Below are 26,222 nucleotides of genomic sequence, written 5' to 3' on the forward strand. Positions count from 1 at the left end.
TATTTTACCACAATTCAGGCCTCTTGTGAAACGTTTTATTTCCATAGACGCTTTGCGGAAGAGGTTTCCCGTCCTATCCGTTTTTCGGCTGAAAATTCGATACAGCCTGCTGTGCCTGCTCCAAAGACATCAGGATATCGCGAGGTTTGCTGCCAGCATTCGGACCAACGATATGAAGTTCCTCCATGGTATCAATCAGGCGGGCAGCCCGGGTATACCCAATATGAAAACGCCGCTGAATGCTTGAGGACGATGCCTGTCCGGTTGACATAATCAAATCTACGGCATCAGCCAACAATTCATCCGTTTTATTCCGCGAACCGTTTCCCTCACCTGCTTCAGTTTCTTCCTGCAAAGCTTGTTCTGTGAACGCAACAATTTCTTCATTCGTTTCCATTTCCTGTCCCTGCGACCGGATAAATTCCAGAAGCCGCTCCACTTCCTCGTCGCTGATGAACGCTCCCTGTACGCGCTGTGGTTTTGAAGCGCCGACCGGATAAAAGAGCATATCACCCTTTCCAAGCAGTTTTTCTGCTCCGCTGCGGTCCAGTATCGTCCGAGAATCAATCTGACTGGATACCGCAAAGGAAATCCGCGAGGGGATATTGGCTTTGATAATCCCTGTGATTACATCAACCGATGGACGCTGTGTCGCCAGCACCATATGAATGCCCGCGGCCCGTGCTTTCTGGGCCAGACGGCATATGGCATCCTCTACATCGTGCGGAGCAACCATCATGAGATCCGCCAGCTCATCGATGATGATGACAATGGCAGGCATGGTTTCTTCCGGAAATTTGCGGTTATACGTATCCATGTTCCGGACATTGCTTTCGGCAAATTTCGCATAGCGTTTTTCCATTTCCTGTACAGACCAGTTCAAGACCGATGCTGCTTTTTTTGCGTCGGTAACAACAGGAACCATGAGATGAGGAATACCATTATAATTGGATAATTCGACCATTTTCGGATCGACTAAGATAAATTTGACTTCATCGGGTTTGGCTTTAAATAAAATACTGGTGATTAATGTATTGATGCAAACGGATTTTCCGGATCCGGTAGCGCCAGCGACGAGTAAGTGCGGCATTTTCGCCAGGTCGGCAAAAATGGCCTGGCCGCCGATATCCATGCCGAGACCGACGGTCAGCTTGGATTTCGCACTATTGAATTTCGGGCTTTCCAGAACTTCACGCAATTGAACGCCTTCCAGTTCCTTGTTCGGGACCTCGATTCCGATGGCCGACTTGCCGGGAATCTGTTCGATTCGCACAGAAGATGCGGCAAGTCGCAAGGCAATGTCTTCCGCCAGATTGGTGATTTTGCTGACCTTGACACCGGGTGCCGGTTCAAGCTCATATCTTGTGACGGCCGGACCATGGCAGGCATTAATGATCGTTGCCTTCACCTTGAAATCGGCCAGCGTTTTCTGCAGAGTACGGGCATTTTCCTCGATTTCCATTTCCAGAGAGGCATTCTTTTTTTTCACATGTCTGGAAAGAATATCGGTCACACCGGGAAGCTGATATGGTCTTACGACTGCTGTTTTTTCCTGTGAATCACTGGGGACAGATCCATCCAGCAACGAAGCGGCCGGCATCATGGGAGCGATTTCCTGATAATCTGGCAATGGTGTGCGCTGCTGTTTCATCAGATGCGCAGAGGGAGACGATGATGATTCCGAATGCTGTTTTTCCGCAGACAGGGAATCATCGCCTGAATGGTCCATTTCTGCATTCCGTCCGTATTCAATGGTAAAGCTGGGGATGGTTTCCTGCTCTTCCTCATCCTGCATCTTGTTCCTTTCAGGATCAGCCTCCATGGGTGCTGCAGGCACCGGATCTGCATAAATCATATTATCTGTATTTTGAGCCATTTTATCCGAAGCCGGACAGAACTCGCTATCCATTCTGTTCGCAACAGGAGGTTCTTCATCAAAGTGATGATCCCGTTCTTGATTGTAAAAGGAATGGCGAACCTTTTCTTTCACTACACCGGCAACCCGTTCCTCCACACGAGTCCCTGCACTGGCAACTTTTTCACAGGCATGAGAAACCACTTCTCCCGTTGCTTTTGCGCCCTTTGCTGCCGTATGCTGTGTCTTTAGCAGTCCTGTTGCCAAAGACCAGGTCGTGGAAAGCAAAATAGCGCCGATCACACCGGTACATAAAATGATAAGGGTACCGTCCACGCCAAAGAATTTCCGCAGGACAAACAACAGCCCGCCGCCCAACAGTCCGCCGCCACGCGGAAGGCTGTCTGGCAAGATTTCTTCGCCAACAGGGATCACCATATGATGCCATATGGCAAGAATAGAAAGAAAAAGCATTCCCATGCCAAAAAAGCGAAGCGAATAAACCAGTCCGCGATGACGGGTCATATATTGATAGCCGATGAGCAAAATGAGCATCGTAATAAACACGGCACCAACGCCGAAAAGATAGCGCAGGCATTTTGCAAAATAAACGCCAACAAAACCGACATTCAAACCAAATAAACCGCACAGGGAAATCATGCCTGCGGCCACAAAGACCAGACCGGCCAGTTCGTAAGCACGTCCTGGATTGGCCGTTTTTTTTCCTTCTGCCCGATTCGTAACACGACGCCGCCGGGGTGTTTTCCGTCTGGTTGTTTTTTTCTTCAAGAGATCACCTCTTTGTTTCAGTATCGTATGTTCATAGCAAAAGCCTTCCCAAGAAAGGAAGGCCGGATAAAAACCAAGACGATTATTTCGTCAGATGATTGGCGCAGCGCTGCGCTTCAAAGAGAATACGCTCCTCATCCAATGTTTTCAATACATGATTTTCCATCAAAACTTTTCCATTGCAGAGGACCGTATCAACAGAGCTGGAATTTGCGGAATAAACCAGTAAGGAAACCAAGTTGTTGCGCGGGCACCAAGCCGCACTGTTCAGATCGAATAAGGTGATATCGGCTTTATAGCCCTGTTCCAAGCGACCGATATCCTTGACTCCGACGGCTTTTCCACCATATTCCGTTCCCATCTGCAGTGCGCAAAAAGCTGGAACCGCTACTGGATCATAGGTATGAACCTTGTGCAGCATAGCGGCGAGGTTGACCTCTTCGAGCATATCCAAATTGTTATTGCTCGAAGCGCCGTCTGTCCCCAGTGCGACGCAAACACCTTCCTGCAGCAGCCGCGGAACCGGGGCAACGCCGCTGGCGAGTTTCATATTGCTTCCCGGATTGTGTGCAGCACGGATTCCGTATTTTTTCATAATGGCAATATCCGCGTCGTTCAGATGCACGCAATGAGCAGCCAACGTTCCCTTTCCATCAAAAAGGCCGGTTTCCGCTACCCATTCAAACGGCCGCTTCCCATATTGCTGAAGAGAGTCCTGTATTTCTGTTTTGGTTTCATGCATGTGGATATGAATCTCTGCGTTCAGCGATTGTGCTGTTTTAGCTACCTTTTTCAAAAAGTCAGGGGGGCAGGTATACGGCGCATGCGGACCAAACATAACCGTGATGCGTCCATCCGCTGCGCCATGAAACTCTTGGAACAACGTGACATTTTCCTCAATCTTCTTTTCCCCATCAGGCGCCGCTCCAATGATGCCGCGCGAGAGAACGCCGCGCAGTCCGGCATCAATGGCAGCTTCTGCCACTTTTTCCATCCAGGGTCCATACATATCGGCAAAAGTAGTCGTTCCCGTACGGACCATTTCCAGCATGGCCAGCATGGCCCCCCAGTAAATGTCTTCTGCCGTCATTTTCGCCTCTGCCGGCCAGACCATTTGGTTCAGCCAGTCCATTAAGGCCATATCGTCTGCATAACTCCGCAGAAGCGTCATCGATGTATGGGTATGTGCATTGACAAAGCCGGGAATGGCCAGATGATCGGTTCCGTCGATAATTTTATCTGGATGAAAGTCGTCCGATACAGGACCAATACCGACAATCCGGTCTTGGTCAATTAGAATATTGGTTTTTGGAACGGAACCATCCGGCATAACGGCATATACATTTTTTATCAGTGTTTTCACGTATACTTCTCTCTTTCGTTTTACAGTGTCATGTTCTATCAATCCAGATTCAGATAAGCTCTCTGTTCCGCAGTCAGTTCATCAATGGCAACGCCAAGAGATTGGAGCTTGATTTCGGCGATTTTTGTATTAATCTCTTCCGGCATAAGATACACATCCGGCTTCAGCTCCCGTCCATGCTGAAGCAAATGAAGCGCCGAGAAAAACTGTACGCCAAAAGAAAGATCCATAATCTCTGCCGGATGGCCGTCACCAGCTGCCAAATTGACCAAGCGCCCTTCGGCAAGCAAATACAACTTGCGGCCGTCCGGCTGGCGGAACTCTTCGATATTGTTACGGACGGTACGGCGGGATACCGAACATTGTTCCAGCTCCGGAATGTTGATCTCGCAGTCAAAATGGCCGGAATTAGCCATCATTGCGCCATTTTTCATCACTTGAAAATGGCGTTTCCGAATCACATCCTTATCACCCGTTAAAGTCAGGAAAATGTCGCCAATTTTTGCCGCCTCATCCATAGGCATAACACGGAACCCATCAAAAACAGCCTCAATGGCCTTGATCGGATCTACCTCTGTGATAATGACATTGGCGCCGAGACCGCGGGCGCGCATCGCACCGCCCTTCCCGCACCATCCATACCCGGAAATGACGACATTCTTTCCGGCAATGACCAAATTTGTGGTACGCATGATGCCGTCCCATGTCGATTGCCCCGTGCCATAGCGGTTATCAAAAAGATATTTCATATAAGCATCATTAGCGGCGATCATTGGGAACTCAAGCTTCCCTTCTTTGGCCAGTCCGCGCAGACGATGGACTCCGGTAGTCGTTTCCTCAGAACCGCCGAGGATATGAGGGAGAAGTTCCCGCCGTTTTGTGTGCAGCATATGTACCAGATCACCGCCGTCATCAATAATGATATCCGGCTGAATATCCAGTGCTTTATCAATAAAAGTAAAATATTCTTCTTCGGAGCATCCATGCCAGGCAAACACATGAAGGCCATCTTCAACCAGAGCGGCAGCGATGTCATCTTGCGTGGAAAGCGGATTGCTGCCGGTAATGGCCACCTCCGCTCCTGCATGCTTGAAAATTTCAGCCATATAGGCGGTTTTGGCCTCCAGATGCAATGTGATGACCATCTTTTTACCTGCAAATGGCTTGGTCTTTGAAAATTTCTCATCGACAGCAGCCATTACCGGCATAAAGTTTTTCACCCATTCGATCTTGTCATGACCGGAAGGAGCCAGTTTGATATCACGAATCATGGATTCCATAAAAATGCCTCCCTATTCCCAAATCTTAGATACTACCACATTTTAACACGAAACTCTGTTTGCTGCCAGTGGTTTATTTTTCCAGACGATCCTGCAGTGCCATATAATCAGTCATGTCCGTAATCAGCGGCGTAATAGAAATATATCCCTGATCGGTGGCGTAAATATCCGTCGCGCTTCCTTTATCGGAATCATAGATTTCTCCTGCCATCGTGTAAAACACATGGCCATCCTGTTCTTCGCGCTGAAACGCGTTTATATAGTCCCGCTTTCCCTGACGTCCAAAGACATATTGCGGACGGCCGTCCTTCAGCTTTTTGGGAAAATTCACATTATAAAAAAATGGCGTTTCCCTGTGATCCAGCCACTGATTCAGATCCCGGGCAAAAATTTCTGCGACATCCGTATACGTTAGTTCACTGTCCGCATCCAATGAGAGTGCAAACGCCGGGATGCCATGAAGGTACCCTTCCATTGCTGCGCCGACTGTCCCCGAATAGAGAATATCCGTAGCGAGATTTGCTCCATGATTGATACCAGACACGACCAGTTCTGGCTGGAATTCCCCAGCCAGAGCTTCCAAATACAGCTTGACGCTGTCCGTTGGCGTGCCGTCTACCGATAAGGCCGTAATATGATAGCGTTTTTCCAAATCCGCATCATGGGCTACTTCCATCGGCGTGCCTACGGTCAAGGCATGAGCCATACCGCTCTGCTGATACATCGGGGCAGAGACAACGACTTCATGCTGACGATACAAAGCATGCACCAACGCGCCCAGTCCCTGAGCACGAACTCCATCATCATTTGATATAAGAATACGCAAGTTGTTTTCATCCTCCAGTATGTCTTTTCTTTTTACCAGCATCTTTTATGAAGATTTTCCTTTTGCCGGATACAACAAAAAAGACGCCAAACCAGATCTGACGCCTTCTCTTATGCTTTTTGGTGACCCACCACGGAATCGAACCGTGAACCTACTGATTAAGAGTCAGTTGCTCTGCCAGTTGAGCTAGTGAGTCAGTTCATTTATCAAGAACAGATATTATAATAATATATCTTCTACTTTTTGTCAACTATTTTTAGACATTCCGACAGAAAAATTCTGGTTCCGTTCTCATTCCAGTCAGCGCGGTTCCCGTCCAGCTTTGAAAACCATCATCATTTCATTCGTCAGGCTGAGATTGTCCGGCTGTCCTTCGATTGCGTCGCGTTCCACCCAGACCGCTTCGCGAAGTTCCTTCTCATCAAGACGTATATCCGTCGCGCCGTCTGCATCGCAATAAAAGCCCAGCAAAATATCGTCAGCACTGCCCCATGGCTGTGATTTGTAATAGCGCAGATTCTTTACCTTGAGGCCGACTTCCTCCATAACCTCGCGCGCGACACATTCTTCCATCGATTCACCGATTTCAGTGAATCCGGCAATCAATGCATAGAAGGAAACATCCCGATTGGCATACTTGGTCATGAGTATGCGATTGCCGTCCGTTACACCGACGATGACTGCCGGGTTCAGACGCGGGTAAATCACCCGGCCGCAGGCCGGACAATGCAAAGCCCGTTCCGCAGCTGCGTGTACCGTTGCCTGTCCGCAGCTGCCGCAGAACCGATTTTCTCTATACCAGGTAGTCAGATGATAAGCCGTATAAGCTGCATAAAGATTTTCGCGCGGGCCTTTAAGATGCCAGCGGAGATCACGCAGTGTGTGATACCGATAGCTGCCTGAATGTCCGGTAAAGTCTCCATCGACCAGATAAAACGCTTGCCGGTCCAGCGAGAACAGATAGGTTCCGTCTGACACCACCGGCAATTCACTGCGATGCGGGAAAGTGAACGCATTCTCCTTTCCGCCGACCAGAATCTTATTTCCAACAAAACAGATTATCGCATCATCCGGACGAGGAGATTGGTCCGGATGATATTCATTATGCAATTTATGTGGATAAATATCCTGTATCAATGGTTAGCCTTCTTTCTTTGACATATCATCTGCCGGCGTATAAACCCGATAGCAAGAACGGCCGGCAAGTTTCGCCGCATACAGTGCTTCATCGCTCTGGTGAAGCAGCACATCAACAGGAACATCCCCCTGCACAGAAAAGGCTATACCAGCACTGATCGTCAAATGGCACAAGCTGTTGTCCTTTTGATAGATATGAATCAGTTTTTTCATAAAGGATGTCAGCCGCTGCTCGGCTTTCTCTCTGGAAATCGGTCCGGTCATGGCCACAAGAAATTCATCGCCGCCCATACGGACAGTCATTGCATCGGCAAAGGATTGGCGCAATACTTCGGCCAAAATCAGCAAAGCAGCATCTCCGGTCTGATGCCCAAACCGATCGTTTACTTCCTTAAAGTGATCCAGATCCAGCGAAATCAGCGTCAACGGCTTTCCCGCAGGGTGCTTCCGAATGGATTCGGTAAAATACCTGCGGTTGGCCAGTCCCGTTAAAGCATCTTCTCTTGCCATCCGCAGAATAAGCTGTTGATTTTCACAAAGTTTTCGGCTCATTTCCTGCATGGCCCGGCTCATGGTTCCCAATTCATCGTGCCGTTCCGCCATACGCTTCATGGCCGAGTCCGTTTTCCCATCCATTTCCAAAAATCCATTTCCCAGTGCCCGCATGCGCTGTGTGGCAATTTGTATCGGATATGCCAGACGCCGTCCAATATAAATTGCCATCAAAATCAGTAAAAGTCCCATCACCCCCAACCCGGCCATGGTACGGAAGGCTTGCTCCCATACATGGCGGTTCATTTCACTCTGATGTGCAGCTACCATCCGGTCAATTTGATCAATCCATACTCCTGTTCCAATCACCCAATGGTATGGGCGGAATTCGATACTGTAATATAATTTCGGCAAGGGATTATTCGTTTCTGGTTTCGGATACATAAACGCGGTGAACCCGCCGCTCGGCTGTTTCGCTTGTCGAATGATATCCTGAATAAAATAGTTTCCTTCCGGATCCATGGCATCAAGGCGCGGCTTCCCCTCTGCTGCGGTTCCGCGCAAAACGACATTCACTCCGTCGTCCGTATCGATCGTGAAATAGCCGGTTCCATCGTTATAGCGCATCATGCGTATGATATCTGCCGATTGTCTCATGGCTTGTTCCCGGGTTAGTTCACCGGATATCTGGCGGCGATAGTGATCCTGTACGATGCTCAATGCAGATTGCGTCTGATTTTGCAGCTGAATCCGGGCATTTTTTTCCAGATCTTCCCGATAAGCCTGAAGCAGGCGCTCATTTTCCTGAACCGAACTGTATATCACTATGCTCCCCAAGCAAACAGACGTTGCTAAAGAAACACTGACCATGATAGCAATCAGTCTAGCTTTCATCGATTTGAAACAAAACATGACTCAGCCCCCATTTCCTATGATAAGAATATTCCCTAATCAAAGGCTCAAATCCTGTTTTTCCACGAAAAAATTATCGATTTGAAAACAGATAAGGGACACAAGCGGTATACCCGCTCGTGTCCCTTATCCTTACTGGGGTTATGATAAAAGGGTGGTTTCTATCCAAAGCTTCGTTAATGAAGGGGAGAACGAAGCTTTGTCATCAACACACATTTATTATAACGAAGATTCATGTGGTTGTATAACATAGAAAAGAAATCATACCTATCAGAAATTTTGATGGCAAGATCTTGCCTGTCCGCGATAACAATCCAGAATGTGTTCAACGTAAATCCGTATACTGCATAATTTCGGGCTGTCCCGGCGAAAAATCAGGCAGGCATCCGCCCGCATCGGCTTTGCTAATTCATACCAGCCATCATGACTGCCTACAGCCTCCAGCAGCCGTTCCGGAAGCAAGGCTCCAGCCCGATTTTGCTGACAGAAAAAGATCATTGCATATGGAGTGGACAGCCGGGCTGCGACCGGTGGAAATACGGAAGCATCTTCAAAGTACTGTTCAAAGGTTTCGTTCATAAACGAGTTGTGCGGATAACAGCAAAGCGGTTGTCCGCTGATCCAATCCAAAGAAACAGGCCCTTGCGGCGGAATAAGAAGAGGGGCGTAATAAACCATCTTATCCCAGCAAAAATGAACCGTTTCAAATTCCCGGAAACTGTCCTTTTTCAAAAGATAGGTCGAAGCTACATCAATGCGCTCTTCATAAAAAGCATCAATAAGCTGCGCCTCCTCCATATCAAATACATTCAACCGCAGACGGCTGTTATGCTGCTGAAAATACGAAACATGACGGTTCATCTGGACATCGCCCAAAGTGCGTAAAATGCCAACATTGAGCTCGATAGGTGCCAATCCTTCTTCTTCTCTCAGTTCGTGTACCATCTGGCGCATCTGTTCCAGCCATGCCTGAACCTTTGGCAAAAGGTTCTCACCAGCAGGAGTCAGATGACTGCCTCGGTTTGAACGATAAATCAGTTGAACCCCCAATGTCGTTTCCAGTTTCTTCATCTGGGCACTAAATGCAGATTGTGTGATATTTGCCTCTCTGGCTGCCGCCGTGAAATTCTTCACTCGCCCATAGATGGCAAAACATTCCAGCTGCTGAATACTTGGCAGATCTTCCATATGACAGCCTCTCTTCCTCTGGCTTTGCAGATGACCTTTTAACGATATTGAAGATCCCGATTGCCATTGCGTACTTCTTCGGATACGGGAAGACTGGCTTCATAGCGGCGAATGATGACGCTGGTCGTCAGTACACCTGCCAGCAGAATAATCGCTGCCAGAAGAAGTACGCGGGCTGTAGAATTATCCGAATCCGAATCTCCGTCAAACAATCCGCCCAGACTTTCCTGTACACTGCTCAATGCCGGGCCGAAGCTTTGCACTGCGTTATAGGTATTATAAGCCTGCGCAAAGGTATTCCATCCTGCAACTCCCAGATTCATCAGGGATTTATCCCGGGAAAAATTGATCCAGGACTGAATGGTAATGATAATCCCTGAACCAATAGCGGGAATAATGATGAACAGATAGATGAGACTCATCAGCGCGGAAAACATCTGCGGAGGCAGATAACCAGCCGACACGGCAATATAAGAGACAAGAATACCGTAAACATAGGTGAATCCCACTGCGGACTGAATGGCTCCAGCCCAGGCCAGCAGACGGATCCATCCGCCAACAGCCCTGGATTCCGCCCAAATCCGGCCGACATTGCGTGCGTTTATGAAACTGATCACGACATTCAGAATCATCACACCGATCAATAACAACATGAAAATACCCTCCTTATGGTATGTCACTGCGATATCCGCAATGAACGGAAATTGCTTTTATGATATCTTTATGGGCTGAAAAAAAGCTGGACATGACACGGTCTCTGCCTCAGGCGAAACGAATTGCTGTATGACCATGCCCCATCCGCATTCGCATAAATAAAATGAAACCGGGTCAGGGAAGGTCCAAATTATGACTCTTCTGTCTGATGGCTTGCTTCCAGCTCAGCAATTTCGCGGTCACGTTCTTCTTGTGGCTGATGCCCTGAGAGAAACATAGCATCCCCAAAGCTGAAAAAGCGATAGTTTTCTTTTACCGCGGTACGGTACGCGTCCAAAATAAATTTACGTCCCCCAAAGGCACTGATCAACATAATCAAGGTAGATTTTGGCAGATGAAAATTCGTGATCAGCGCATCGACGATTTTAAAGTCATAGCCGGGATAGATGAAAATTTCCGTCCAACCGCTTCTGCCCTCTATTTTTCCTGGTGCGAGGGCTGCGGATTCCAAAGTTCGTATACTCGTTGTTCCAACGGCAATGACGCGATGTCCGGCACGCTTTGTATCCATGACCAGTTTAGCCGTTTCCTCAGAAATCCGATAAAATTCTTTGTGCATTTCATGCTGCTTGATGTTTTCTACATTGACAGGACGAAAGGTTCCCAGCCCGACATGCAGCGTGACAAAGCCAAGGTTTACGCCCATTTCACGAAGTTCCTGCATCTGCTCTTTGGTAAAATGCAGACCAGCAGTTGGAGCCGCTGCGGAGCCTTCTTCGCGGTTATAAACCGTTTGATATCGTTCTTTATCTTCGAGTTTCTCATGGATGTAGGGCGGCAGCGGCGTTTCACCGAGCCGATCCAAAATTTCTTCAAATACGCCGTCAAACTGGAAGGCAACAATGCGGCCGCCGAAATCCGTATGATCCGTTATGGTGCAGCGCAGCTCTTCACTAAATACAATGCAATTGCCCGGCCGGGCTTTTTTCCCCGGCTTGACCAATGTTTCCCAATGCGTGGCATCCAAACGGCGCAGAAGGAACACTTCCACTTTGCCGCCGGTGTTTTCACGATGTCCAATCAGGCGCGCCGGCATGACGCGGGTATCATTGAAAATCAACGTATCCCCCGGTACAAGGAACTCTTTCAGATCGTAAAAATGACGGTGCAGTATGGTTTTCTTCACCGGATCCAGCACCATTAGACGAGATGCGTTGCGCGGTTCAATCGGAACCTGCGCAATACGTTCTTCTGGAAGTTCATAATCAAAATCTGACAATAATAACATGATGTCACCCTTTATTTTCCTTCATTGCAATATAATTTCTTTTCCGTTGTGCCGGCATAATAATGCCGGAGGATCTGGTGATAGGTCCAGTGCTGTTCTTCCGCATAGGCTTTGGCTCCCCATTGTGACAGACCAAGTCCGTGGCCCCAGCCATATCCTTGTAAAAACAGCACACCGTCGCGCAGTGTCATATCAAACAATGTGCTGCGCAGTCCCAACCAGTTTCTAAGATCATTACCAGAAACAATGTCCTGCCCCTTGGTGCCGGTGATACGAACAAATCGAACACGTCCGGAAGCCGTTCGGTCCGGACCGCTTTTCCCCAACTGCAGAGCCGAAAGCTCGATCTTCTTCAATTGACCAAGATTTTTGCCATGACGAGATAACAATATCGAACATTCATTTGCTGTCAGCGTCTTCTCCCATGGCTGTGTGTTGCGATGAACCTCAGTTGCTGCATGAAGATAGGAAATATCCTGTCCCCATACGTCCCGGCTGTTTTCTGTCATCCCTCCGGAATCCGTGTGAAACAATGCCTCAATGAGTTTTCCCTGATAAACCTGCACTTCGCCGCACGTAGCTTGAATTGCCGCATTGGTTTCAGCTCGTTCCGCACGGATTCCGCCGTACTGCTGGCAATGCGTTGTGGCACACAGGTCGAACCCATCGCGTTCATGGCGGCGACGGTGACGAAGGGCAAACGTTCTGGCGGCTACAGCCTGAGCTTTTAACGCCTCTGCATTCCAACTGGATGGCATTTCCTGGGGAACGACCCCCTGCAAATATCCTTCTGTGGTCACCCGATTAATGACCGCAAAGCCATTCTCCCTAGGAAGCAGACGAACACCTCCGCGATATAAATAACCGTCAATATGGCTGACCTGCTTGTCCAGTGTCCTAAGATCCGGTACAACAAAATCCACCCCGGCTGATAAATCTTGGAAACGCAGCGGCTTGCCGTTTACATAGAATGTCCGGTTTGAACAGGTGATGATAAGCTGTGTACCAGCCGGAACCTGCATAAATTTTTCCCCGGTTGAGACATTGCACAGTTCTGTTGACTGATCAGCAGACAAACGAAGAGAGGAAGCAGACGTACGGAGTTCGACAAAAAGTTCAGGCTGCCAGAATGCTTCTGCAGATGATTCCAGACAGAAAAAAAAGAAAAAAGACAAAAAAACGAAGCGGATACACCACAGGGTTCCCTCAGATGTCGCTTTTTTCATGATTCATGCCTTTCTGCTTGGTTTAATTCCGATTCGGCAGCGAGACGCGCACGTTTTTTCGCCCGATTTTCTTTCCTGCGCTGCTTGCGAATTTCCCTGCTGTACCGTTCTTCCTCACTGAAGATACAACCGCAGTATGGCTGACGGTAAAGCCCCAGTTCCTGACTGATCTGGATTCCCTCCTGCCAGCCAGGCCGAAAGTCTTCATAATAAAATGGCACATCATATTTAGCGGCAAACTGTTCTGCTGTACGTTTCATCAAATCATGCTGCTGATAAATACTGTAAAACAACGTGGAAGAAAACGCATCATAACCATGCTCCGCCGCATATTTTGCCGTTTCCTCCAAACGCCATGTATAGCACATCGTACAGCGTCCATTGGCCGTTGCTTCTGCAGGCAATGCCCGCTTCAGGAAGTCGCGCAGCTGATAATGCTTCTCTGCTTCAAATGGCATATCGACTTTTTCTGCAAATTCTGCAGCAGTTTTCAGCCGGTGATCCCATTCGGTATACGGATGGATATTCGGATTAAAAAACCAGCCAGTGGGTTCTATACCTTCCTGACGGAGCTTCCTGACAGGATAGCAGGCACATGGCCCACAGCACATATGTAAAAGTAAGTTCATTGGCATCTCCTGTTATTCCGGATAATGCAGCCCCATATGTTCATAGCCAAAACGCGTCACTACACGACCGCGCGGTGTACGGCTGATGAAGCCGAGCTGCATGAGAAAGGGTTCGTAAACATCTTCAATGGTATCCGTGCTTTCACTGATGGCCGCAGCCAACGTATCCAGCCCAACCGGTCCCCCGGCAAATTTACGGATCATGGTATCCAGCATCCTCCGGTCGGTATGATCCAATCCGGCCTGATCAATCTCCAGCATACGAAGTGCGCGGTCGGCAACGGCATCGGTGATCCGGCCATCTCCTTCAACTTGTGCGACATCGCGTACGCGTTTCAGCAGCCGATTGGCGATGCGCGGCGTTCCGCGTGATCGCCGCGCGATTTCACGCGCACCTTGATCCTCAATGGAAATATCCAAAATTTCTGCAGCGCGCTTAATGATATGCACCAGCGCGTCCGGACTGTAGTATTCGAGCCGGGAAATAACGCCAAAGCGATCACGAAGCGGCGCGGCCAGTGCGCCGGCTTTTGTCGTCGCACCAATCAATGTAAACGGCGCGATGTCCAGTCGTATGGATCTTGCGCTCGGACCTTTACCAATAATGATGTCCAGAGAAAAATCTTCCATAGCTGAATACAGCACTTCTTCTACACTGCGTGAAAGACGATGAATTTCATCAATAAAGAGTACATCGTGTTCCTGTAAATTCGTTAACAGAGCAGCAAGATCGCCCTGCCGCTCAATCGCGGGACCGGACGTTTGGCGAAAATTAACGCCCAGTTCATTGGCTATAATGCCGGCCAATGTTGTTTTTCCAAGTCCGGGCGGCCCATAAAGCAAAACATGATCCAATGCTTCTCCGCGGGACAAGGCCGCCTGAATAAAAATAGACAAGTTTTCCTTGGCTTTATCCTGACCGATATATTCACTGAGCCTGCGCGGCCGAAGACTGTACTGCCAGTCGTCCGTGTGCTGCTCCTCCATGGCTACAATGCGTTCCGGATCAATATCGTGGAAATCATCCATGGTCTCCCCTCCTCACTTATGCACGTCCCAAAAATTGCAGGGCCTGCTTAATGATTGTCTCAGGCGGCGCATCGTTTTTGACTTTTTTCATGACCGGCAGAATTTCAGCCTGCGTATAGCCCAGCGACTGCAAAGCGGCAATTGCCTCAGAAACCGTATCGGTTCCCACATCGGCCGAAAAATCGCCGTCTGACAGATCATCGGAATTTCCCTGCGTACTGCCAACTTTATCGCGCAGTTCCAAAATAAGCCGTTCCGCAGATTTCTTGCCAATTCCCGGCAGTTTCGTCAGTACGGCAGTCTGTTTTTCCTGAATCGCCCGGCAAAGTCCATCAACAGAGATGGATGAAAGAATTCCTAAAGCAACTTTGGGTCCAATACCAGATACGCCGATCAGCAGCTGAAAGAGATCGTATTCCTCTTTAGCAGCAAACCCGTACAGGGTAATGCCGTCCTGATATACATTCATATAAGTAAAAAGCTGAACCGTCTCATTCAGCCTGAGGACGTTTCTTGTGCTATGGGGAATGAATAGCCGATAACCTACGCCGTTTACATCAAGCAGACAAAAATCCGTCTGAATGATTACCGCCTTTCCCCGTAAAAAACCAATCATGACTAACTCCTTGTATAGCCTTTGCTTATTCCAGTTGATTCCGCCAGACCACATTGTTTAGGCAATACGTCGTACAGATTGCAATCGCCAGCGCATCTGCTGTATCATCTGGTTTCGGCGGTTTGGGCAGGTTCAACAATTTCGTGACCATATAGATCACCTGATCTTTCGTCGCTTTACCATAGCCGGTGACATCCTGCTTGATTTGCATAGGAGTACGTTCTACCAAGCGCAACCCGTTTTTGGCAGCGGTAAGCAGCACAATTCCTCGGGCCTGCCCTACTGGTATCGCTGTCGTAACGTTCCGGTTAAAGAACAGCTTTTCCACTCCCATGACATCTGGCTGATATCGTTTAATCAGTGCATCAAGATCATCATAAATCTTCATAAGACGATCTTCCATCTTCATTTCGGGAGAAGTAAAAATCGATCCGTACGCATGCGGAATCAAACGGCTTCCCTTCGCCTCGACAAAACCATATCCGCAGATGGCAGTCCCCGGATCAATACCTAATGCTAACATAAGTTCTCTCCTCGATATAGAAAAATGGGCCCACCAGCTGAGCCCATTGACATTCATGTCCGTTCCGGGAAAAGAAATCAGTCTTCCGTTTCGTAGTTGCTGTAAACGTTCTGGACGTCGTCGTTCTCTTCCAGTGCATCTTCGAGATTCTGCATCTTTTCAGCATCTGCCCCCGAAAGTTTTACCGTATTATCGGGAACCATTGTGATTTCAGCCGAGGCAGTCTCAATGCCCTTTTCCGCCAAAGCCGATTCAATCGCATCATAGGCATCGGGATCCGCTGTGATTTCAAAAGCGTCCCCTTCGTCCTTCATATCCTCGGCGCCTGCTTCGAGTACAATTTCCAACAATGCGTCTTCATCATCGAACACTTCTTTTTCTACAACGAAAATGGCTTTTTTCTTGAACATCCAGGCAACGCAGCCATCCTGCCCCAAGTTTCCGCCGAAACGCGAGAACAAATGGCGCACGTCTGCGGCCGTGCGGTTGCGGTTATCCGTGAGAATATCAAGCATAACAGCTGTGCCGGCCGGCCCGTAACCTTCATACATGAGCTCTTCATAGCTGCCGCTTTCCGAATTTCCAAGTCCCTTTTCAATGGCGCGCTTAATATTGTCTTTCGGAATATTGTTGGACTTTGCCTTCGAAAGGGCCAGTTTCAAACGCATATTTCCGGTAGGATCAGCTCCGCCCATGCGAACAGCAATGGTGATTTCCCGGCCGATTTTTGTCGTAATCTTGCCGCGAATGGCATCATTTGCTCCCTTTTTCCGTTTGATATTTGCCCATTTAGAATGTCCTGACATGCGAAATACCGCCCCTTCAATTTACTATTCATAAGAACTTATTCAGTATACTACGATTCCACTAAACCGTCAATTTGTCACCAGTCGGAAATATTTCTTCTTTCCCTTCCGGACAATGGCCGTTCCTTGCTGGAAATCTGAATCAGACAGTACATAATCTGCGTCGCCGACTTTGACATCGTTGAGTGACAAGCCGTTCTGCAGGATAAGACGACGCCCTTCTCCCTTGGAAGCAAAGACTTTGCCTTCAGTCAAAACATCCAGCAATTTCCGCCCGGATGCCGCACGAATCTCGGGGATACTGCTCCCTGCAGCACCGCTGCCGCCAAACATCGTTTCCGCAGATTCCTTTGCCTGCTGAGCCGCAGCTTCGCCATGCACAATTTTCGTAACTTCATAAGCCAGGACAGTCTTTGCCTGATTGATTTCGGCTCCCTCCATGGCGCTGAGACGCCGCACTTCATCCATAGGAAGGAAGGTAAGCAGCGAAAGGCATTTTTTTACATCGGCATCGTCCACATTACGCCAATATTGATAAAACTCATATGGACTGGTTTTATCCGCGTCAAGCCAGAGCGCACCGCCTGCCGTTTTGCCCATCTTTTTGCCATCGCTCTTCGTCAGAAGCTGATTGGTCAGTCCGTAAACCGTCGTATTATTTTTCCGGCGATTCAGTTCTACGCCGGCGATAATGTTAGACCATTGGTCATCGCCGCCCATTTCCAGCTTGCAGCCGTAACGGCGGTTCAATTCCAGAAAATCATAAGCCTGCATCACCATATAATTGAACTCCAGGAATGTCAATCCTTTTTCCCAGCGCTGCTTATAACATTCGGCGGCCAGCATACGATTAACGGTAAAACATGCGCCAACATCACGGAGCAGGTCAATGTAATTCAGCTTGCGAAGCCATTCCCCATTATCGACCATAATTGCCTTATCGTCGCGGAAATCAATAAACCGGGCGATTTGTTTTTTGAAGCATTCACAATTATGTGCAATATCATCATCGGTCAGCATTTTGCGCATATCCGTTCGCCCCGTCGGATCGCCGATGGTTCCTGTTCCTCCCCCTACAAGACAAATAGGACGATGACCAGCGCGCTGCATATGAGCCATTGCCATCAAGGCGATAAAATGCCCCGCATGCAGGCTGTCTGCCGTTGGATCAAAGCCAATATAAAAGGTTACGCGCTCTTTATCGAATAATTCCCGAAGCTCTGCCTCATTGGTGCATTGCGCAATAAAGCCTCGTTCTTTCAGTGTGTCGAAAACATTTGTCAACGAACTCTCTCCTTTGTCACTTTATCCTAATCCACCGATAAATTCGGAAAATGAATCAATTTCTGCCCTTGGACACCGCACCGCCTGGTTCAGGAGCCGCAGAATCCGGCATAGCAGGCTGCTCACCGGAATTATCCGCAGGTTGTGAAGGGCCTGGCGTAATGCCACTGTTTCCCTGAATGGGTTTGCCATTCTTGTCCGTGCGGGCATTTTTCTGCTTCGTCTCATTCTTTTTCTTCATTTCAGATTTTTTATCGTTCTCCAATTCGCCGATGGCATCACTCTTTGATGCGGAAGAACCATCAAAATTTTTGGCAGGAATTTGTGCTAAAGCTTTCTGCATAAAGGATTTCCATATCTCCGCCGGAAGCTGTCCGCCCATAATTCCCCCTGTATCGGTGTTATCATCGTTACCGACCCAGACACCGCAGACTAAATCCGGGGTATAGCCAACAAACCAGGCATCGTGATAATCGCTGGTTGTTCCTGTTTTTCCTGCGGCCGGCCGCCCGATATTCGCACGGGTTCCCGTTCCTTTTTTAATGACTCCCTCCAGCATATCGGTCAATTCCGCCGCGCTGCCTTCACTGATAACACTGCGCTGTTTAGGCTCTGCTTGTTCCAGCACCTTTCCGTTCCGGTCCAGTACCTTGATAATGATGACAGGAGCAACGTGAACACCTTTATTTGCGAATGTGCCATATGCACTGGTCAGTTCAAGCGGCGTTACCCCCTTGGTCAGTCCGCCCAATGCCGTAGAAAGAGTCCGGTCATTTTGCGGGCCTTCCAAAACGAAAGTGGAAATGCCCATTTCCTGTGCATAATAAATCGGCTTATCAATACCAATCTTCTGAGCAATTTTCACCGTAGGAACATTGATAGAATACCGGGCCACATCACGCATTGTCACTTTCCCGTTGAAATGACCACTGTCATTTTGCGGCTTCCATCCATTAATATTGACCGGGCTGTCATCAATGATGGTATCGGGCGTGAACTTATCCTCCAGAGCCGCCGCAAACACAAATGGCTTAAACGCGGATCCCGGCTGACGCACAGCCATCGTCGCACGATTGAACTGATCCGTGCCGCGTCCGCCAACCATGGCTTTTACATACCCATTATGCGGATCAATGGCGACCAAAGCCCCCTGCGGCTGCTGGATGCCATTTCCATCGGTACGGCGGGTAGGAAGCTTGGCAACGGCTGCCTCGGCAGCGCGCTGCATATCCATATCGATTGTCGTATAGATTTTCAGGCCTTCTTTATATACTGCATCTGCACCATATTTATCAATCAGCTGCTGTGTAACATAGTCGATGAAATAAGAAGCCTCCGTCTTCTTATCCTGCTTGACAGGTTTGACGATCTTCAATTCTTCTTTTTTTGTTTTGAATGCTGTGCTGCTGTTGATGTAGCCATATTTTTCCATCTGATCCAAAACGGTCGCCTTGCGTTCCTGTGCTGCCTGCATATTATTAGACGGAGAATAATAATTCGGGCTTTTGGGGATACCGGCCAGCATAGCACATTCATTCAGAGTCAGATTTTCCACATCTTTGCCAAAATAGGTCTGCGCTGCGGCCTGAACGCCATACGCTCCTTGTCCAAAGTAAATCTGATTCATGTACATCTCAAGGATTTCTTGTTTAGTATATTGCCGTTCCAGCTGAAGAGCCAAAAATACCTCCTGAATTTTTCGGGTCAATGTCCGTTCCTGTGTAAGATAAGCATTTTTGGCAAGCTGCTGGGTGATCGTCGAACCGCCTTCCGAAACACCGCGGCCGCGGATATTGGCATAAAGTGCACGCAAAATGCCGCGCGGATCCACGCCGTTGTGTTCATAAAAGCGATTGTCTTCGACAGCCACAAAGGCATTCTGCAATTCTTTTGGCACCTGAGCAATTTTTACCGGACGCCGGTTTTCCGCAGCATGAACATTCGCGATTTCATTGCCATTGATATCATAAATCTGAGAAGATGCCGGCGGTAAAATGTCGTTGGCCAGATCCGGTTTCGTATTCATACTTGCAGTCAGAAAACCGCATCCGATACCAGTAAGCATGACCAGTACTATCAAGCCAAATCCCATAAGGATCCTCTTTGCCGTGCCGCTTCCTTGTTTCACGGACCGCTTCTGACGGCTTGTATTTGAACGTTTCTCCATGAGCTGCCTCCTTCAATTTATACTTTTTCATTATAGCACAAAATCAATTTCAGCGTCTATGATATCCATGGGCTCCGCGTTCCTTTTCCCGTAAGGGATCCCATGCAGCTATTTGAGGTCAACTTCTGTAGCGCCAGTACCGCCCTCGTTGATATCAGCAAAACGATATTGCAGAACATTCCGGTGATGACGCAAATAATTCTGAATCCCCTTGCGCAATGCACCGGTGCCTTTGCCATGAATAATCCGTACCTGATTCAAACCGGCAATAACCGCATCATCGAGAAATTTTCCAACAACCATTTCAGCTTCATCTACCATCATCCCGCGAATATCGATCTCCTGCCGGATGTTTTGGGATTTGCGAAGAAGCGCATGAGCATGTGCAGAGCCCTTGCCTCTGGAAGAAATTGCCGGCTCTTTTGCAGCATGGGAGAGAAACGCGCAGTCGCTGGCCTTTACCTTCGTACGCAGGCTGCCAAGCTGGACGGTCAGCTCGCGCCCCTGAATCTCCAGTACCGTTCCTTTTTGATCCAGTTTGCGTACATATACGACATCGCCGACTGAAATCTGTTTCAGATCAATACGCCGGCCTACATCTTTGCGAGTCATGATGCCTGGCTGTGCCTTTTCCGATGCCTGATTAATCCTTGCACGGGCTTCCTGAATGGCCTGCTGACGTTTCCGGATTCCCTGATCATCGAATTGTTCCTTCAGCTGCTGAATAACCGCTTCGGATTCCCGGCGCGTCTGGCGGATCATCGCGGCGCTTTTCTCTCTGGCCTTGCGCAGGATGTCGCCTTTTTTCTGGCTCAGTTCCGTTCTGGCGCTTTCCCATTTTTGCTCGAGCTGCGTCACGCGCTGCTGCCTTTCCCGAATCTCAGCATTCATCTGCTCATATAATAGCTTTTCATGTTCCAGCTGATTGATGACATGCTCAAACTGCGCGTGATCGGCTTCCACCAACTGTCTGGCCCGAAGAATCAGCGATTCTGCCAAGCCGAGCCGCTGACTGATCGCGAAAGCATTACTGGCGCCCGGTATCCCAATCAGCAGACGATAGGTCGGCCTCAAAGTTTCCACATCAAATTCGACGCAGGCATTTTCAATGCCGTCATGCGTATAAGCAAATGCTTTCAGCTCAGAATAGTGTGTGGTTGCCACTGTGGAAGCACGGACGGAAAGAAGGCGCTCCAGGATGGCCATGGCCAGAGCAGCCCCCTCTTCGGGGTCGGTGCCGGCGCCCAGTTCGTCCAGCAACAGCAGATCTGTCGACTCCACTTTTTCCAAAATACGGATGATATGCGTCATATGCGCAGAAAACGTCGACAAACTTTGCTCAATGCTTTGTTCATCGCCGATATCAGCGTACAAATGAGGATAGACGGCGATTTCCGAATCCGGATCAGCCGGCAGATAACATCCCGATTGCGCCATCAACACCATGAGCCCGAGCGTTTTCATACTGACTGTCTTTCCGCCGGTATTTGGTCCCGTTATAAGAAGCATGCGATACGTTTCGCCAAGTGTAATGTTCAATGGGACAACCTGATCCCGCGGAATCAGAGGATGGCGTGCGTTCCGCAGCACAGTCCGGCCTTCCTGATTCAAGACGGGCCTGGATGCATCCATATCCTGAGCAAGTCTGGCTTTCGCAAAGGCAAAATCCAAATCACCAAGAATACGGCAGTTCAGCAAAAGGGCTTCGCTGTTCCGATGAATTTCTGACGACAGCTGCCGAAGTATGCGCTGTATCTCCTGTTGTTCCGCCAGCAATAGTTGTCGGACGTCGTTGTTCAGATCAACCACAGGCAGCGGCTCGATAAACAGGGTAGAACCAGTAGCGGATTGGTCATGAACGAGTCCCGGAAAACGAGATCGGTATTCCGCCTTCACCGGAATAACATATCGTTCATCGCGTACCGTTACAATAGCATCCTGAAACATTTTCTGATAGCGCTCATCATGAAGGATCGCATGAATCTTTTCCTTTATTCTTGCCTGAGCGGCTTTCCGGTCGCGCCGTATGCGGGCAAATTCCACACTGGCATCTTCCCGTATATTGCCATGCTCATCGATGGTATTATCTAGATTGCGTTCAAGCTGCCCGATGATCTCAATGGAATGCGCCCACTCCTTGAGAATGGGCACATCCAGCTCAAGATGACGGAAAAATTGTTTGATCTGGCGCATCGCATAAAGCGTACTCATAACGGACATCAGATCGCTCAGATCGAGAACCGCATTCTTTCGAACCTTTTTCAGCAAGGGACGAATATCAAAAATTCCGCCAAGAGGCGGCGAAGTCAGGGAAAGAACCGATACGGCCTCAGCAGTCTCTGCCTGCCATTCGGCAGCTTCCTCATAATCCGAACTGGGCCGGAGGGCATGCGCCAACTCTTTTCCCAGCACAGAACCGGCACGGTCGGCCAGCATAGCAATAATTTTTTCAAATTCCAATGTTTTAAGCGATTCATTCTCTATCATCGTAAAAGAACTCCTGTAAATAAAAATCACCGGTAAAGGTATCTCGCAACAGATAGCCACGTCTATATAGTCTACACAATTTGGTGAAAAAATACCATGTTTTTTATTATCATTACGTGATCAGAGCGCATCACGTAATGACAATAGCAAAAAATGGACAGAAAATGTCATCCCCCCTTCCATGGATCCCTCATTCATGGTGCTTCCCCGTCGGAGCATCTATGCAGACACGATAAACACAGGTGTGCTTTAACATTTCACCAGGAAATGAAAACGCATCCTCCTTTTTGCTGAGATGCTGTATCATACCGTTCAGGGCATGGGCCTTCTCCTCCGGAGTTTTTAAAAACTCGACCGTGCCGGCCCCCATCACGCTATCGTATCTCCAACTTAACGCACATGGTTTTTCATAACTTCCGCTGATAAATTCATCCGCACAGTGCATTTGCACATAGACGGACGGATTGTCCTGCAGGATATCCATTTTTCGTCCTGCAAAGGCACTGTGAAAATAGAGGACCAGACTGTTGCCTTGCCGCTCATATCCGAAATTCAGCGCCACCACATAAGGCCTGCCATGATCCACCATTCCAACATGGGCGACGCTGCATCGTGCCACAATTTCGAAAATCCGATCAAGATCCGTCACTTCTCTGTCTTTTCTTCTCATTTTTCCTGCCTCCTTGTTATTGATCATATTTCCCTGTCATCTTGAACCTTGCCGCTGCGGTACTCCTGGAATACGCCGTCAGCAATAGTGAATTCGCTTACACCTACAGAATTCGCTTGCACCCTAAAAGTTCCTTCCTTGCAATTTAATCCGGCTTCTTGTATTCTATCAGTAGATTGGCTCTTGATAAAGTTCCCATTTTTTTCCAGGTATCCAGTCCCCTTCAACCGTTTGCCCCGCCGCCGTACAGAAATGGATCACAGACAGCGGCTTGCCATTATACCAATTATGAGGTGATGTATCTTGTTGTATCTTGTTATACTTCTCTTTGTCCTTCTCTGCGTGATATTTTTTGGGGAAATGCGTCACTCGTTGAAGCGTTCTGCCGAATCCGATCGTTTGATTCGCCAGTATGAACAGGATCTTGACAATAAACAATTGATTCAGGATATCTACGCTTACTGTACAAAGGATTGGAAATTGCGCCGTATTATGAAAAAGCATGCCGTCTCTCCGGCAGACATTGATGTGATTTATCATAAATTATTGCGATGGGGGAATTTTAAAAAAGGCCGCCGTTTTGTTCCGATCAGCTCGTTCTTCTATGTGTATACCTTAAACTACTTGGTTACGCATAAAACTGAAGATGCCAAGGTTTTGACGATGCGGTGCATGAATTTTTTCCATATATAACCAGACAGAATAACGGCTGATTGCTTAGCCAGCGCGCAATCAGCCGTTATTTTATCGTCAATTGGTATCAAATTCTCTTTCCGCATGCTCCAAGATGCCGTCACGTCTTTTCTTGGACGCAGAAAAATAATCATAGATGGCTTGACGGTCCTGAGACTTGCAAGCGGCAATGACATCGTCCAAAATCTCCTGCAAGGTATGAAGACTATCCACAATGGCATCGGAATTCGTCATGCAGATATCCGCCCACATATCTGCATTCGAAGAAGCGATGCGTGTCGTATCTTTAAATCCGCCGCCGATCAGTTTGATACACGACGCTAAGTCCCCGCCCGTTCGATTCAGCAGAGTAACCAGAGCAGCCGCCGTTACATGCGGAACATGGCTGATGACTGAGGCGCAACGGTCATGTGTTGCAATATCCAGTGTGGTAAAATTGGCGCCTGTATAGCGAAGCAATTTCATCAGCTTCTGCTGTGCCTCCTGCGGTGCCCCGGTATTTTCCACAATGACATAAGCCTTTCCGACAAATAAATCCTTACAGGCTGCCTCGACGCCGCTTTTTTCCCGGCCGGCCATAGGATGCCCGGCAATATAATAGATACCTTCAGGCAAGATCCCGCGCAAATGCTCCCAAATATACTGCTTTGTACTGCCTGCATCAGTGAGAATCGTTCCTTTTTTTAAATAGGGAAGGATCTTTTTGACCATCGGTACAATCTGCAGAACAGGAGGACTCAAAAATACGATATCTGCATCATGCACCACCTGCTGAACATCCGCTGTTGCAAAATCAACCGCGCCCAATTTCATGGCTTTATCCATCGAGGCCTGCGTGCGGCACAGACCAGTGATATAAATCTCTTCTCCCAATTTGTCCTTAAGGCACAAACCAAGTGACCCGCCAATAAGACCGACTCCGATGATGGCCAGCTTCACCTTTGCCGTGCTCATAACGTCCGCTCCATAACTTTCGCAATGCGTCCGAGTTCATCCATCAGCAAATGGAAATTCTTAGGAGTCAGGCTCTGATCGCCATCGGATAACGCCGTTTCCGGATGCGGATGAACTTCGATGATCAATCCATCGCAGCCTGCCGCTACTGCTGCGCGGGCCATAGGGCGAACCATTTGCCATCTTCCGGTACCATGGCTGGGATCGACGATAACAGGGAGATGCGAAAGCTCCTTAACTGCTGCGACAGCACTGAGATCCAGCGTATTTCGCGTAAACGTCTCATAAGTGCGGATTCCTCGTTCACAAAGGATAACTTGCTCGTTACCGCCGGCCATAATATACTCGGCTGCATTAAGCCACTCGCTAATCGTCGCAGACAGTCCACGCTTCAGGAGCACAGGTTTTGATGCTTTTCCCAAAGCTTTTAACAACTGGAAATTCTGCATATTCCGCGCGCCCACCTGGAAAAGATCCGCATACCGTCCCACAAGTTCGATATCATCTTTATCTACAATTTCTGTTACAACCTTGAGTCCCTCTTCATCAGCCACCTGTCGCAGCATTTTCAAGCCATCCTCAGCCAATCCCTGAAAATCATACGGGCTGGTACGCGGCTTAAACGCACCACCACGCAAAAATTGTGCACCGCCAGCTTTGACGGCCCGGGCAGCTTCCCGCAGCTGTTCCAGACTTTCTACCGAACATGGGCCGGCCATCACCACCAAATGTTCGCCTCCGACCGGAACACCACCTACATCGATTACCGAATTGGCCGGGTGGAAATTCCGACTGACCAATTTATATTTTTCGGTAATGCGTACCGTTTTTTCCACACCTTCCATCATATTCATTTCCAGATTGGCAATTTTTTTCTTATCCCCGATAACGCCAATAATGGTTACCTCTTCGCCTGTCGATAAATGTGCTTTAAGCCCGGCAGACTCGATTTTGTTGACCACCCGCTGAATGTTTTCTTGTGTAGCCTTCGGACTCATTACAATAATCATGTGTACATCCCTCCAAAACTTTTACTCCGTCCGAAACGAAAGGTACGCAAATAGAAAAAGCCCGTCCCTCTACAGGGACGAGCCGATATACCCGTGGTACCACCCTGCTTGCCAATAGCAAGCCTCTCATTTCGGATACTGACATATCCTAGCCTGTGATAACGGTGGCATCCGGCGCGGCCTACTAAAAAGGTTCAGCCTGCTGCTCAGGAGTGTATTTCCACTTCATTTTTCACGATGTTGCACCACCCCATCGCTCTCTGAGGAAAAAGGAAAAGCGTACTTCTCTCCGTCGTTGCACTTCTCTTATTGATTGATACTATATCAGTTTATTCACCGGATGT

General features: G+C 48.5%; 22 protein-coding genes, 1 tRNA gene and 1 other annotated feature. All 23 genes read right to left on the reverse strand.

Going from position 1 to position 26,222, the window contains the following annotated elements:
* Positions 1 to 73: 73 nt before the first annotated feature.
* Complete coding sequence (locus tag FYJ78_RS03795; protein WP_408014414.1) at positions 74 to 2,644, reverse strand: FtsK/SpoIIIE family DNA translocase; 2,571 nt, start codon at positions 2,642 to 2,644, stop codon at positions 74 to 76.
* 82 nt (positions 2,645 to 2,726) lie between these two features.
* Positions 2,727 to 4,007, reverse strand: a complete 1,281-nt coding sequence (locus tag FYJ78_RS03800; RefSeq protein ID WP_328597627.1) for an amidohydrolase — start codon at positions 4,005 to 4,007, stop codon at positions 2,727 to 2,729.
* A 38-nt stretch (positions 4,008 to 4,045) separates the two neighbouring features.
* Positions 4,046 to 5,287 (reverse strand): adenosylhomocysteinase, encoded by a 1,242-nt coding sequence (locus FYJ78_RS03805; RefSeq protein WP_154620086.1) that lies wholly within the window; start codon positions 5,285 to 5,287, stop codon positions 4,046 to 4,048.
* A gap of 73 nt (positions 5,288 to 5,360) precedes the next feature.
* On the reverse strand, positions 5,361 to 6,113 hold the full coding sequence (gene surE, locus FYJ78_RS03810; protein WP_195847850.1) for a 5'/3'-nucleotidase SurE: 753 nt from the start codon (positions 6,111 to 6,113) through the stop codon (positions 5,361 to 5,363).
* A gap of 120 nt (positions 6,114 to 6,233) precedes the next feature.
* Positions 6,234 to 6,309 (reverse strand) — tRNA-Lys (locus FYJ78_RS03815).
* Positions 6,310 to 6,413: 104 nt separating this feature from the next.
* On the reverse strand, positions 6,414 to 7,250 hold the full coding sequence (gene nudC, locus FYJ78_RS03820) for an NAD(+) diphosphatase (protein ID WP_154620088.1): 837 nt from the start codon (positions 7,248 to 7,250) through the stop codon (positions 6,414 to 6,416).
* Between the two features lie 3 nt (positions 7,251 to 7,253).
* Positions 7,254 to 8,636, reverse strand: a complete 1,383-nt coding sequence (locus FYJ78_RS03825) for a cache domain-containing protein (protein ID WP_195847851.1) — start codon at positions 8,634 to 8,636, stop codon at positions 7,254 to 7,256.
* Between the two features lie 288 nt (positions 8,637 to 8,924).
* Positions 8,925 to 9,842, reverse strand: a complete 918-nt coding sequence (locus FYJ78_RS03830; protein ID WP_154620090.1) for a LysR family transcriptional regulator — start codon at positions 9,840 to 9,842, stop codon at positions 8,925 to 8,927.
* A gap of 38 nt (positions 9,843 to 9,880) precedes the next feature.
* On the reverse strand, positions 9,881 to 10,495 hold the full coding sequence (locus FYJ78_RS03835) for a hypothetical protein (RefSeq protein WP_154620091.1): 615 nt from the start codon (positions 10,493 to 10,495) through the stop codon (positions 9,881 to 9,883).
* 191 nt (positions 10,496 to 10,686) lie between these two features.
* Positions 10,687 to 11,784, reverse strand: coding sequence for a tRNA preQ1(34) S-adenosylmethionine ribosyltransferase-isomerase QueA (gene queA, locus FYJ78_RS03840; protein ID WP_154620092.1), 1,098 nt, complete (start codon positions 11,782 to 11,784; stop codon positions 10,687 to 10,689).
* A gap of 11 nt (positions 11,785 to 11,795) precedes the next feature.
* Positions 11,796 to 12,860, reverse strand: coding sequence for a SpoIID/LytB domain-containing protein (locus FYJ78_RS03845; RefSeq protein ID WP_195847852.1), 1,065 nt, complete (start codon positions 12,858 to 12,860; stop codon positions 11,796 to 11,798).
* A gap of 146 nt (positions 12,861 to 13,006) precedes the next feature.
* Positions 13,007 to 13,639, reverse strand: coding sequence for an epoxyqueuosine reductase QueH (locus FYJ78_RS03850; protein ID WP_154620094.1), 633 nt, complete (start codon positions 13,637 to 13,639; stop codon positions 13,007 to 13,009).
* A gap of 12 nt (positions 13,640 to 13,651) precedes the next feature.
* Complete coding sequence (gene ruvB, locus FYJ78_RS03855) at positions 13,652 to 14,668, reverse strand: Holliday junction branch migration DNA helicase RuvB (protein ID WP_154620095.1); 1,017 nt, start codon at positions 14,666 to 14,668, stop codon at positions 13,652 to 13,654.
* A gap of 16 nt (positions 14,669 to 14,684) precedes the next feature.
* Positions 14,685 to 15,284: a Holliday junction branch migration protein RuvA gene (gene ruvA, locus FYJ78_RS03860; protein WP_154620096.1), complete on the reverse strand. Its 600-nt coding sequence runs from the start codon at positions 15,282 to 15,284 to the stop codon at positions 14,685 to 14,687.
* Between the two features lie 25 nt (positions 15,285 to 15,309).
* Positions 15,310 to 15,807 carry a crossover junction endodeoxyribonuclease RuvC gene (gene ruvC / locus FYJ78_RS03865; protein WP_154620097.1) on the reverse strand — a complete coding sequence of 166 codons (498 nt, stop codon included), beginning with the start codon at positions 15,805 to 15,807 and terminating at the stop codon, positions 15,310 to 15,312.
* A gap of 77 nt (positions 15,808 to 15,884) precedes the next feature.
* Positions 15,885 to 16,613, reverse strand: a complete 729-nt coding sequence (locus tag FYJ78_RS03870; protein WP_154620098.1) for a YebC/PmpR family DNA-binding transcriptional regulator — start codon at positions 16,611 to 16,613, stop codon at positions 15,885 to 15,887.
* A 69-nt stretch (positions 16,614 to 16,682) separates the two neighbouring features.
* Positions 16,683 to 17,897, reverse strand: coding sequence for a tyrosine--tRNA ligase (gene tyrS / locus FYJ78_RS03875; protein WP_154620099.1), 1,215 nt, complete (start codon positions 17,895 to 17,897; stop codon positions 16,683 to 16,685).
* Between the two features lie 55 nt (positions 17,898 to 17,952).
* Complete coding sequence (locus FYJ78_RS03880) at positions 17,953 to 20,064, reverse strand: transglycosylase domain-containing protein (protein WP_154620100.1); 2,112 nt, start codon at positions 20,062 to 20,064, stop codon at positions 17,953 to 17,955.
* Between the two features lie 108 nt (positions 20,065 to 20,172).
* On the reverse strand, positions 20,173 to 22,548 hold the full coding sequence (locus FYJ78_RS03885) for an endonuclease MutS2 (RefSeq protein ID WP_328597633.1): 2,376 nt from the start codon (positions 22,546 to 22,548) through the stop codon (positions 20,173 to 20,175).
* Positions 22,549 to 22,741: 193 nt separating this feature from the next.
* Positions 22,742 to 23,221: a pyridoxamine 5'-phosphate oxidase family protein gene (locus FYJ78_RS03890; RefSeq protein ID WP_154620102.1), complete on the reverse strand. Its 480-nt coding sequence runs from the start codon at positions 23,219 to 23,221 to the stop codon at positions 22,742 to 22,744.
* A 168-nt stretch (positions 23,222 to 23,389) separates the two neighbouring features.
* Complete coding sequence (locus FYJ78_RS03895) at positions 23,390 to 23,725, reverse strand: hypothetical protein (RefSeq protein ID WP_154620103.1); 336 nt, start codon at positions 23,723 to 23,725, stop codon at positions 23,390 to 23,392.
* 246 nt (positions 23,726 to 23,971) lie between these two features.
* Positions 23,972 to 24,868: a prephenate dehydrogenase gene (locus FYJ78_RS03900; RefSeq protein ID WP_154620104.1), complete on the reverse strand. Its 897-nt coding sequence runs from the start codon at positions 24,866 to 24,868 to the stop codon at positions 23,972 to 23,974.
* Entirely contained in the window at positions 24,865 to 25,878 is a 1,014-nt protein-coding gene (gene aroF / locus FYJ78_RS03905) for a 3-deoxy-7-phosphoheptulonate synthase (protein WP_154620105.1), read from the reverse strand. Before aroF ends, FYJ78_RS03900 begins: the two co-directional genes overlap by 4 nt.
* Positions 25,879 to 25,948: 70 nt before the next feature.
* Positions 25,949 to 26,183: a binding site (T-box leader), on the reverse strand.
* Positions 26,184 to 26,222: the final 39 nt, after the last annotated feature.

This window comes from Wylensekiella montiformis, assembly GCF_009697385.1.
GTDB lineage: Bacteria > Bacillota > Negativicutes > Selenomonadales > Selenomonadaceae > Selenomonas_A > Selenomonas_A montiformis.

Bases quoted from the DNA above. Each gene is read 5' to 3' on its own strand.
- FYJ78_RS03805 (WP_154620086.1), bottom strand. From the start codon at position 5,287: ATGGAATCCATGATTCGTGATATCAAACTGGCTCCTTCCGGTCATGAC.
- FYJ78_RS03825 (WP_195847851.1), bottom strand. From the start codon at position 8,636: ATGAAAGCTAGACTGATTGCTATCATGGTCAGTGTTTCTTTAGCAACG.
- FYJ78_RS03830 (WP_154620090.1), bottom strand. From the start codon at position 9,842: ATGGAAGATCTGCCAAGTATTCAGCAGCTGGAATGTTTTGCCATCTAT.
- FYJ78_RS03835 (WP_154620091.1), bottom strand. From the start codon at position 10,495: ATGTTGTTATTGATCGGTGTGATGATTCTGAATGTCGTGATCAGTTTC.
- queA (WP_154620092.1), bottom strand. From the start codon at position 11,784: ATGTTATTATTGTCAGATTTTGATTATGAACTTCCAGAAGAACGTATT.
- FYJ78_RS03850 (WP_154620094.1), bottom strand. From the start codon at position 13,639: ATGAACTTACTTTTACATATGTGCTGTGGGCCATGTGCCTGCTATCCT.
- ruvB (WP_154620095.1), bottom strand. From the start codon at position 14,668: ATGGATGATTTCCACGATATTGATCCGGAACGCATTGTAGCCATGGAG.
- ruvA (WP_154620096.1), bottom strand. From the start codon at position 15,284: ATGATTGGTTTTTTACGGGGAAAGGCGGTAATCATTCAGACGGATTTT.
- ruvC (WP_154620097.1), bottom strand. From the start codon at position 15,807: ATGTTAGCATTAGGTATTGATCCGGGGACTGCCATCTGCGGATATGGT.
- FYJ78_RS03870 (WP_154620098.1), bottom strand. From the start codon at position 16,613: ATGTCAGGACATTCTAAATGGGCAAATATCAAACGGAAAAAGGGAGCA.
- FYJ78_RS03880 (WP_154620100.1), bottom strand. From the start codon at position 20,064: ATGGAGAAACGTTCAAATACAAGCCGTCAGAAGCGGTCCGTGAAACAA.
- FYJ78_RS03890 (WP_154620102.1), bottom strand. From the start codon at position 23,221: ATGAGAAGAAAAGACAGAGAAGTGACGGATCTTGATCGGATTTTCGAA.
- FYJ78_RS03895 (WP_154620103.1), bottom strand. From the start codon at position 23,725: ATGCTTTTTCATAATACGGCGCAATTTCCAATCCTTTGTACAGTAAGC.
- FYJ78_RS03900 (WP_154620104.1), bottom strand. From the start codon at position 24,868: ATGAGCACGGCAAAGGTGAAGCTGGCCATCATCGGAGTCGGTCTTATT.
- aroF (WP_154620105.1), bottom strand. From the start codon at position 25,878: ATGATTATTGTAATGAGTCCGAAGGCTACACAAGAAAACATTCAGCGG.